This window comes from Rhodococcus sp. R1101, from assembly GCF_000278445.1.
Taxonomy (GTDB): domain Bacteria; phylum Actinomycetota; class Actinomycetes; order Mycobacteriales; family Mycobacteriaceae; genus Rhodococcus; species Rhodococcus gordoniae.
In genome coordinates this window covers 1-747 of the sequence record NZ_AJVB01000868.1, presented here as the reverse complement: position 1 = coordinate 747, position 747 = coordinate 1, and the positions used below count along the sequence as shown (strand labels likewise).

Here is a 747-nt window from a genome sequence, read left to right as displayed (position 1 = left end):
TGACAGGAGCGACGAGGGCGGAGGCCAGCGCGTCGGTCACGGTGCCGACGTCCAGGCTCGGGCCGGCCGCGTCGAGCTTGGCGTAGGTGGCGGCGAGACTGCTGTCCTGCGGCGGGTCGCCTGCCCGCACATGCAGGGCGCGGCGTCGTTCGCGGTGCAGATCCTCGGCGAGATTGGCGAGCAGACCGAAATGACTGAACGCGCGGGCGACGGGAAGCAGGTCGTCGGTGGCGACGCCGGCGAAGCGGTCGGCGAGTGCGGTGCGGTCGATCTCGGAGCGCCGGATCCGGAAGCTCTCCACCCGGGCCGATTCGACCAGGTCGAAGGTGTCGGCTCCCGCCTGCTCGCGGATGACGTTGCCGAGGATGCCGCCGAGCAGGCGGATGTTCTCGCGGAGAGGTTCTGTCGCAGATGTAGGCACAGCGTCCGTCATACGGCCAGTATGTGTGCCTCGTGGCCGGTGCGCGACCGCGCACGCGGCCGTGCGCCCCGGTGGGATCAGCTGAACTTGATCTGCAGTCCGATGCCGAGGATCGCAATCACCCAGATGATGCCGGTGAAGACCGTAAGACGGTCGAGGTTCTTCTCCGCCACCGTCGAGCCCGAGAGATTGGACTGGACTCCGCCACCGAACAGGCTGGACAGACCACCGCCCTTACCGCGGTGCAGCAGCACCAGCAGGATGAGCAGCAGGCTCGTGACGATCAGGAGGATGTCCAGGAACAGTTCCATGTCGGTGTTCGATGT

Annotated in this window: 2 protein-coding genes; both read right to left on the bottom strand. The window is 67.2% G+C overall.

Translation table 11 applies throughout. The features are described from left to right. Positions 1-433 (bottom strand): phosphoenolpyruvate carboxylase (locus R1101_RS28855; protein WP_037225282.1); only part of this gene is annotated, 433 nt, incomplete at its 3' end. A 65-nt stretch (positions 434-498) separates the two neighbouring features. After that, positions 499-732: a preprotein translocase subunit SecG gene (gene secG, locus R1101_RS0124855; RefSeq protein ID WP_026003669.1), complete on the bottom strand. Its 234-nt coding sequence runs from the start codon at positions 730-732 to the stop codon at positions 499-501. Positions 733-747 lie beyond the last annotated feature (15 nt).